General features: G+C 74.4%; 9 protein-coding genes and 1 tRNA gene. 4 read left to right on the forward strand and 6 right to left on the reverse strand.

Going from position 1 to position 8,534, the window contains the following annotated elements; all coding sequences use genetic code 11:
* Positions 1–93: 93 nt before the first annotated feature.
* A complete protein-coding gene (locus C6N75_RS21455; RefSeq protein WP_105870540.1) occupies positions 94–777 on the reverse strand; it encodes a hypothetical protein in 684 nt (227 codons plus the stop codon).
* A gap of 47 nt (positions 778–824) precedes the next feature.
* Here C6N75_RS21455 and C6N75_RS21460 point away from each other — a divergent pair, with 47 nt between their 5' ends.
* Positions 825–1,013 carry a DUF5703 family protein gene (locus tag C6N75_RS21460; protein ID WP_105870541.1) on the forward strand — a complete coding sequence of 63 codons (189 nt, stop codon included), beginning with the start codon at positions 825–827 and terminating at the stop codon, positions 1,011–1,013.
* Between the two features lie 156 nt (positions 1,014–1,169).
* On the opposite strand, the gene C6N75_RS30840 is transcribed toward C6N75_RS21460, so the two are convergent.
* The 3 genes from C6N75_RS30840 to C6N75_RS21475 form a co-directional block, all read right to left on the reverse strand.
* Positions 1,170–2,048 (reverse strand): chaplin, encoded by an 879-nt coding sequence (locus tag C6N75_RS30840; protein WP_181160562.1) that lies wholly within the window; start codon positions 2,046–2,048, stop codon positions 1,170–1,172.
* Positions 2,049–2,188: 140 nt separating this feature from the next.
* Positions 2,189–2,422: a chaplin ChpH gene (chpH, locus tag C6N75_RS21470; RefSeq protein ID WP_105870543.1), complete on the reverse strand. Its 234-nt coding sequence runs from the start codon at positions 2,420–2,422 to the stop codon at positions 2,189–2,191.
* 235 nt (positions 2,423–2,657) lie between these two features.
* The gene (locus C6N75_RS21475; protein ID WP_105870544.1) at positions 2,658–3,989 is read right to left on the reverse strand and encodes a M20/M25/M40 family metallo-hydrolase; all 1,332 of its coding nucleotides are present in this window, start codon (positions 3,987–3,989) and stop codon (positions 2,658–2,660) included.
* 170 nt (positions 3,990–4,159) lie between these two features.
* Here C6N75_RS21475 and C6N75_RS21480 point away from each other — a divergent pair.
* Both C6N75_RS21480 and C6N75_RS21485 read left to right on the forward strand, forming a co-directional pair.
* Positions 4,160–4,244: transfer RNA gene (locus C6N75_RS21480), tRNA-Leu, on the forward strand.
* Positions 4,245–4,395: 151 nt separating this feature from the next.
* Complete coding sequence (locus C6N75_RS21485; protein WP_105870545.1) at positions 4,396–5,685, forward strand: ROK family protein; 1,290 nt, start codon at positions 4,396–4,398, stop codon at positions 5,683–5,685.
* Here C6N75_RS21485 and C6N75_RS21490 read toward each other — a convergent pair.
* Complete coding sequence (locus C6N75_RS21490) at positions 5,672–6,346, reverse strand: maleylpyruvate isomerase N-terminal domain-containing protein (protein WP_105870546.1); 675 nt, start codon at positions 6,344–6,346, stop codon at positions 5,672–5,674. The two genes, C6N75_RS21485 and C6N75_RS21490, sit on opposite strands and share 14 nt — an antisense overlap.
* 114 nt (positions 6,347–6,460) lie before the next feature.
* Positions 6,461–7,636, reverse strand: coding sequence for a xylose isomerase (gene xylA, locus C6N75_RS21495; RefSeq protein ID WP_105870547.1), 1,176 nt, complete (start codon positions 7,634–7,636; stop codon positions 6,461–6,463).
* Between the two features lie 148 nt (positions 7,637–7,784).
* Here xylA and C6N75_RS21500 point away from each other — a divergent pair.
* Positions 7,785–8,534 (forward strand): FGGY family carbohydrate kinase (locus C6N75_RS21500; RefSeq protein ID WP_407703255.1); only part of this gene is annotated, 750 nt, incomplete at its 3' end.

The following is an 8,534-nucleotide window of genomic DNA, read 5'->3' on the forward strand; positions in this document are numbered from 1 at the left end:
TGTCAGGAGGCCGCCCCCGGCCTCCTGACATGACGCCGCCCCCGGGCGGGAGGCCCGGGGGCGGCGCTGGGCGGGGTGGCCGACGGTCCCGGCTCAGCCGAATACGCGGCGGGCGGCGGGGCCGGTGCCGTCGTCCTGGAAGTCGTCCTCGTCGAAGACCGCGCTGACGTCGAACCGGCAGATCACCCGGCCCGGTTCGGCCTGGTCGAACGGGGTGCTCAGCCACTCCCCCGGTTCGGGCAGCTCGTCCGCGGCGGCCACCCAGAGAGTGGAGTCCCCCTCCTCCAGTCCGAACTCCGTGTGCCGGGAGGCGATCTCGTCGGGCTCGAACTCCCCGAAGAGCACCCCGAGCGCGGCGTGCGTGCTGACGCCCACCCTGGCGACGGCGTCCACGTCCTCGCCGCCGTCGCCGCCGTCGTCGCCCCGGTCGAGGTCGGCGATGCGCTGCGCCTGGGCCAGCAGTCTCTGAGGCTCGACGACCGCGTAGTCCCGGCGGATCAGCACGGTCAGCGCGTTCGGCTCGGTCGGGCCCTGGTAGGGCGGCAGGGAGTCCTCCACGCCCGGGATCTCGAAGGGCGTGACCTCGTCGTAACGGTCGTAGAGGCGCTCGTCGTAGGCCTCGGCCGCGGCGGCGAGGGCGTTGAACGCCTCGTAGACGGCGGGGTCGTCGTCACCGGTGCGGTTCTCGACCGCCTCCAGGTGCCGGTCCAGTGCGGCCTTGACCGCCTCGGCGGCGGCGCGTACCTCGGCAGCGGTGGGCTGCGCAGCATCAGACATAGGGCAGACGCTATCCGTACCGGGCGGGTGGCCGCACAATAGATGCGATGCCGGAATACGAATTCGTCGATGTGCACGTGCCTCGCGGGGTCTCCCGCAAGGACGCGACCCGTCTGCTGACCGACCATGCCGAGTACGGACACTGGGAGCTGGACCGTCTGAGCCTGCTGCGGGACGGCAGCCGCCGGGTCCGCCTGCGCCGGCGGATCATCCGCCAGGTCCGGGCCACCTGGTAGCCGCCCGGGGCCCCGCCCGGAGCGCGGGGCGAAGAGGAGAGCGCAAGCACATACGGAGGCGGGGCGGACCCTGACCGGGCCCGCCCCGCCTCCTGCGTTCGCGACGCGCCGGTGCGGCACCGGGTGCCGCCACGCCGCGGGGGCGCTCCGCCAGGATCAGGCGGCGCGGCGGGTGCGGCGGTAGAGCACCGCGCCGCCGAGCAGCAGGCCCGCGGCGGCGGGGATCATCGCGCCGAGCGGAGCGGCGCCGGTGAGCGCCAGCTCGTCTTCCTTCTGCGGGGTGTCGACGTGGGTCTCCGGAGTGTTCGGCCCGCCCGGGTTGCCCGGCTCACCGGGGTTGCCGGGCTCACCCGGGTTGCCGGGGGTGCCGGGCTCACCGGGGTTGCCGGGGGTGCCGGGCTCACCGGGGTTGCCAGGGGTTCCGGGGTTGCCGGGCTCGTCCGGCGTACCGGGCTCACCCGGGTTACCGGGGTTACCGGGGTTCCCCGGGGTGCCCGGCTCACCGGGGTTGCCGGGGTTCCCAGGGTTGCCCGGGTTACCGGGGTTGCCCGGGTTGCCAGGGTTACCGGGGTTGCCCGGATTCCCAGGGTTTCCAGGGTTGCCCGGGTTGCCCGGCTTGTGCGGGTGGCCGTTCTGGCACTTGTTGCCGAAGGTCGGGTTGAGCGCGCCGACCACGTCCACGCTGTTGCCGCAGGCGTTGACCGGGACGGTGACCGGCGCCTGCACGGTGTTGCCCGAGGCGACGCCCGGGGACTTGCTGGACGCGCCGCTCGCATGCGCCCCGCTGCCCTGGTTGACGCACTTGTTCCCGAAGGACGGGTTCAGGGCGCCGACCACGTTGACGGAGTTGCCGCACGCGTTGATCGGCACGCTCACCGGCGCCTGGACGGTGTTGCCGGAGCCGACGCCGGGCGAGTTGGCCGCCGCTCCCTCGGCGCCGGCGCCGCCGTGCGCCTGCGCGTAACCGCCGCCGAGGGCGAGCACGCCGCCCGCCGCCGCGATGATGGTCAGGCCCTTGCGCGTGACCTGTCGCATTGCTGGTTTCCTGCCTTCCAGGCTTCCGGAGAACCCCCGGGCACCTCACCCGGGAGCCGAATGCCCGCCGGCCCCGGAGCGCATGGCGCGCGCTCCGGGGCCGGCCGGACATGGGGACCGCTAAGGGGTGGGGCTCAGCGTCACTTGTTGATGCAGGTGTTGCCGAAGGCCGGGTTCAGCAGGCCGATGACGTTGATGGTGTTGCCGCACACGTTGACCGGCACGTGGACCGGCACCTGGACGACGTTGCCCGACAGGACACCCGGGGAGCCCACCGCGGCACCCTGGGCGCCCGCGTCGGCGACGGCCATACCCGCGCCGGCCAGCATCAGACCACCCGCAGCAGCCGCGACGGCGGCGACCTTCTTGATCATTATTCCTCCTTGTTGGCATATGCGGTCCCAGCCGCGGACCGCACACCTGTAACGACAGGGAGGCGAGGGGGCTACGCGCCCAGGGTGTCGTTCACCCTTTCCAGTCGAAGGGGCACACGCGGGCGATTATTGGAGTGTCGTTTCAGCAGACTATTGCCGCCACACCCGCGGACGCCGCCGCGACTCCGCAGGTCAGCGGGGTGCGGCGGCGTACACGGGCGGCGGGGTGGGGCGGTCAGCTCGCGTCGAGGAAGCGGTCCAGCACCCGCACTCCGAACTTCAGGCCGTCCACCGGGACCCGCTCGTCCACGCCGTGGAACATCCCGGCGAAGTCCAGCTCCGGGGGCAGCTTCAGCGGCGCGAAGCCGAAGCAGCGGATGCCCAGGTCGTCGAAGGACTTCGCGTCCGTGCCGCCGGAGAGCATGTACGGCACCGCCCGCGCGATCGGGTCCTCGGCCCTCAGCGCCGACTGCATGGCGTCCACCAGGTCCCCGTCGAAGGTGGTCTCCAGGGCCTTGTCGGCGTGCACGTCCTCGCGGCGCACCCGGGGGCCGAGGATGCTGTCCAGGTCGGCGAGGAACTCCTCCTCGTGGCCGGGCAGGAAGCGCCCGTCCACGTGCGCGGTGGCCTGGCCGGGGATGACGTTCACCTTGTAGCCGGCGCCGAGCATGGTGGGGGCGGCGGAGTTGCGCAGGGTCGCGCCGATCATCTTGGCGATGCCGCCGAGCTTGGCCAGCGTGGCGTCCATGTCGTCCGGGTCGAGCGGGGTGCCCAGCGCGTCGGACAGCTCGTCCAGGAAGGACCGCACGGTCTTGGTGACCTTGACCGGCCAGGTGTGCCGGCCGAGCCGGCCGACCGCCTCGCACAGCTCGGTGATGGCGTTGTCGTGGTTGGTCATCGAGCCGTGGCCGGCGGTGCCGTCCACGGTCAGCCGCATCCAGTGCATGCCCTTCTGGGCGGTCTCGACCAGGTACAGCCGCAGGTTCTCGTTGACCGTGAAGGAGAAGCCGCCGACCTCGCCGATGGCCTCGCTCACCCCCTCGAACAGGTCGGGGTGCTTGTCCACCAGGTAGCGGGCCCCGTAGGTGCCGCCGGCCTCCTCGTCGGCGAGGAAGGCCAGCACCACGTCGCGCGGGGGCTTGCGGCCGCTGCGCAGCCGGTCGCGGACGACCGCCAGGGTCATCGCGTCCATGTCCTTCATGTCCACCGCGCCGCGCCCCCAGACGCAGCCGTCGGCGATCTCGCCGGAGAACGGGTGGTGCGTCCAGTCCTCGGCGTTGGCCGGGACGACGTCGGTGTGGCCGTGGATCAGCAGCGCGGGCCGCGAGGGGTCCTCGCCGGCGATCCGCGCGACCGTGGAGGCGCGGCCCTTGTGGGATTCGATGATCCGCGGCTCCAGCCCCACCTCGGCGAGCTTCTCCGCGACGTACTCGGCGGCCGCCCGCTCCCCCGGCCCGGAGTGGTCCCCGTAGTTGCTGGTGTCGATCCGGATGAGGTCGCGGCAGAGGTCGACGACCTCGTCCTCGCCGGTGACGGCGGCGGTCCGCGCCTGGCTCGACTCGCTCACGCTTCTTCCTCCCGGTAGCTGGTCAGCAGGTCCTGCCCCCTCATCCTCCCCGCTTCCCCGCCCCGCGCCCAAGGCCGGGCCCGGTCGGTTTCCCGGCGTGATCTGCCGCCTCGAATGTTTGCTATGGTTTTCCACGTCGGAACGGCCCGTGGCCGCGAGACAGACACCTGGTCCGGGTGGCGGAATGGCAGACGCGCTAGCTTGAGGTGCTAGTGCCCTTTATCGGGCGTGGGGGTTCAAGTCCCCCCTCGGACACACAGTAGGAACGCGAGGGCGCGCAGCCCACAGCGCGGGTACGGTCGGCAGACCGGGCCCGCGCTTCGTCGTGTCCGCCGCCGCTCCCGGCGTACGACGTCGGTCCGCGCCGGGGCCGGCGGGGCGGGGCTCGCATAGGCTCGGGCGCACGATGGACAGCACGCGTGAGCCGGCCCGGGGCGGGGACGCCAGGGATGCCAAGGCCGGCAAGGAGACCGTACGGCGGCACAACCTGAGCCTGGTGCTGCGCGCGGTGCACGAGGAGGGCGAGGCGACGCGGGCCGCGGTCGCCGCGCGGGTGGGGCTGACCAGGGCTGCGGTGTCCTCACTGGTGGAGCAGTTGCTGGCGGGCGGTTTCCTCACCGAGCGGGGCAAGACGTTCAGCGGGCACGCCGGGCGGCCGGGGACCGCGCTGCGGGTGGCGGACACCGGACCGGCGGGACTCGGGGTGGAGATCAACGTCGACTACGTCTCGGCGTGCGTGGTGGATCTGGCGGGTGCCGACCGCGTACGGCTGACGGAGGAAGTGGACAACCAGGACGCCCGGCCCGAGGAGGTGCTGGCGCGGGCCGCCCGGATCGCGGCGCGGGCGCTGGACGCGGCGGCGGGGAAGGGGCTGGACGCGGCGGGCGCGGGGTTGGCGCTGCCGGGGCTGGTGTCCGGCGGCGCGGTGCGGCAGGCGCCCAACCTGGGCTGGAACCGGGTGGACGCGGGCCGGCTGTTCGCCGAGGCGCTGCGGGCGGCCGCGCCGGGGCGTGGGGAGCCGGCGGTGACGGTGGACAACGAGGCGAACGCGGCGGCGCTGGCCGAGCTGTGGTTCGGCGGCCCGGCCGACGCCCCGCGGCTGCGCGGCTTCGTCTATCTGACCGGCGAGATCGGAGTGGGCGGCGCGCTGGTGCTGGACGGGGCGCTGCTGCGCGGGGCGCACGGCTTCGCGGGCGAGATCGGGCATCTGGTGGTGGACCCGGACGGGCCGCGCTGCCGGTGCGGTTCGCACGGCTGCCTGGAGCAGTACGCGGGGCAGGCGGCGCTGCTGCGCGGTGCGGGGGTGGCGGAGTCGGCGGGGGCGCGCGGGGTGGCGGAGCTGGAGGCCCGGGCCCGGCGCGGTGAACCGCGGGCGGTGGCGGCGCTGGAGCGGGCCGGGCGGATGCTGGGGCTCGCGGTGTCGGCGGCGGTGAATCTGCTGGACCCGGACGCGGTGGTGCTGGGCGGGGTGTTCCGGCCGCTGATGGAGTGGCTGGGCCCGGCGGCGGAACGGGAGTTGGCCGCCCGGGTGGTGTCGGGGCTGTGGGCGGTGGGCAGTGGCCGGCTGCGCGCCTCCTCGTCCTCCGGGGACGCGGCCCGGGGGGCGGCGGCGCTGGTGGTGCGCGGGGTGCTGGCCGATCCGGCGGGGCACGCGCCGCCGCCGGCTCCGGGGGCGCGGGTCGTCAGCTCAGGGTGAGCGGGAGCCGGTGGGCCAGGTCGCCGAGGGCGGCGCGTTCCCGCGCGGTCGGCGTCCGGCGGCCGGTGCCGACCAGCAGGGCGTCGGCGTCCTCGAAGGAGGCCGGGAAGCGCGCGCCGGCGATCCGTTCCAGCAGGACGCGGGAGCGGGCGAGCCCCTGGGCCGGCGGCCCCTCCCGGTCCGGCAGGTGGGCGACCAGGTCCAGGTGGTGCAGCGTCCACTCCAGGACGTACGCGGTGAGGTAGTCGGCCACGGAGAGCACCTTCCGCTGGGTGCTCACCCGGGTGCGGGGATCGGCGAGTGCGGCGGCCCGGCCGGCGGCGGAGCCGACGTCGTCGAGGTGGAACGCGAGCAGGCCCGGGTCCTGGTAGGCGGCGGCCAGCCGGACGGTGAGCGCGTCGAGCGGGCTGCCGCCGGCGGGCGGCCGGTCGGCGACCGTCCAGTAGCTCGCGGCGTCGGCGGTGGCCGCCGCCTCCGCCGGGGTGGCCAGGGTGATCAGGACGTCCTGGGCGTCGATGACGAGGTGGCACACCAGGTCCCGTACCAGCCAGCCCGCGCAGCCGGACGGCCGGGCGAAGTCCCGGTCCGGGAGCCGGTCGACCGCCGTGCGCAGCGCGGCCCAGGAGCGGGTGAACTGGTCCGGGCCCGGGGGGAGATCCACATCGGCACGGTAGTGCGGCGTCCGGCCGGCCCACAAGGAGGCCCCGGCGCGCGTGGCGCCGGGGCGGAGGGCCACCCGGCGGCGCGCCCGGTGGCCCCCGGCTCGCCGAAGGCGTCAGCGGACGCCGAGGAGGTGGTCCAGGGCGAGCTGGTCGAGGCGCTCGAAGGCCATGGAGCGCTCGGCGGCGGCCGTCACGTCGAAGTCCTCGTACGCGGTGGGGTCGGCGAGCAGGGCGGCCAGGCCGTCCTCGGCGGTGGGGCGTGCCAGGTCGTCCAGGCGGGAGGCGCGCAGAGCCTCGCAGACCTCGGGGTCGGCGCGGAAGGCGGCGGACCGCTCCTTGAGGACGAGGTAGTTGCGCATGCAGTTCCCGGCGGACTCCCACACGCCGTCGAAGCCGTCGGTGCGCACCGGTTTGAAGTCGAAGTGGCGCGGGCCCTGGTAGCCGGCGGTCTCCAGCAGGTCGACCAGCCAGAACGCCTGGCGCAGGTCGCCGGCGCCGAAGCGGAAGTCCTGGTCGTACTTGATGCCGGACTGGCCGTTGAGGTCGATGTGGAAGAGCTTGCCGGCCCAGATGGCCTGGGCGATGCCGTGCGGGAAGTTGAGGCCGGCCATCTGCTCGTGGCCGGTCTCGGGGTTGACGCCGACGAGTTCGGGGCGCTCCAGGCGCTCGATGAAGGCGAGGGCGTGGCCGATGGTGGGGAGCAGGATGTCGCCGCGCGGCTCGTTGGGCTTGGGCTCGATGGCGAAGCGCAGGTCGTATCCCTGTTCGGTGACGTAGTCGCCGAGGAGGTCGAACGCCTCCTTCATCCGGTCCAGTGCGGTGCGGACGTCCTTGGCGGCGCCGGATTCGGCGCCCTCGCGGCCGCCCCAGGCGACGTAGGTGGTGGCTCCGAGTGCGACGGCGAGGTCGATGTTGCGGAGGGTCTTGCGCAGCGCGTACCGGCGGACGTCGCGGTCGTTGGCGGTGAAGGCGCCGTCCTTGAAGACCGGGTGGGTGAAGAGGTTGGTGGTGGCCATGGGGACCTTGAGGCCGGTGCGGTCCAGGGCGTCGCGGAACCGCTTGACGGCGGCCTCGCGTTCGGTGTCGGAGGCGCCGAAGGGGAAGAGGTCGTCGTCGTGGAAGGTGACGCCGTACGCGCCGAGGGAGGCGAGGTGCTCGACGGACTCCACCGGGTCGAGGGCGGGGCGGGTGGCGGTGCCGAAGGGGTCGACGCCCTGCCAGCCGACGGTCCACAGGCCGAAGGTGAAGCGGTCGTCGGGGGTGGGGGTGTAGCTGGGGCGGTCAGGCATGGCGAGGTCCTTCGGTCCGGCCCGAGGGCTATTTGTTTTCTGACATTACTAATACGCTACGGGCGGCGCACCGCCAAGGGGTCGGGGCCGGGTCCGGGAAGTAGCAGGCAGGGCGCGCAGCGGGAAGGGCGAGGTGAACGCGATGTCGGTGTCGTCGTCGGCGGCCGTGATCGGGGTGGACAGCTCCACGCAGTCCACCAAGGCCGTGGTGGTGGAGGTGGGCAGCGGACGGGTGCTGGCGTCGGGGCGCGCTGCGCACACCGTCACCGGGTCCGGCGGGGCCCGGGAGAGCGACCCGGAGCAGTGGTGGCGGGCGCTGGTGGGGGCGGTAGGCGACGCGTTGGAGCAGTGGCGGCGCACGGCAGGCGGAGGCGGCGCGGCGGGGGTCGCCGGGATCGCGGTGGCGGGCCAGCAGCACGGGCTGGTGGTGCTGGACGGGGCCGGGCGGCCGCTGCGGCCGGCGCTGCTGTGGAACGACACCCGGTCCGCCCCGCAGGCCGCCGCGCTGACGCGGGAGTTGGGCATGGACGGGTGGCTGGCGCGGGCCGGGTCGGCGCCGGTGGCGTCGATGACGGCGGCGAAGTGGCGGTGGCTGGTGGAGCACGAGCCGAGGGTGGCCGGGGCGGCGGCCGGGGTGCGGCTGCCGCACGACTACCTGACCGAGCGGCTGTCCGGGACGGCCGCCACCGACCCCGGGGACGCCTCGGGCACCCTCTGGTACAGCACGGCCGACCACGGCTATGACCCGCGGTTGCTGGAGGTGGCGGGCGTGGAGCGCGGGCTGCTGCCGGAGGTCGCCCCGTCCGGCGGGGCCTGGGTGGGGTCGCTGACCTCGGCGGCGGCCGCCGAGCTGGGGCTGCCGGCGGGGGTCGCGGTGGCCGCCGGGACGGGGGACAAC

Origin of the sequence: Streptomyces solincola (assembly GCF_002982015.1) — a bacterium.
Lineage (GTDB): Bacteria > Actinomycetota > Actinomycetes > Streptomycetales > Streptomycetaceae > Streptomyces > Streptomyces solincola.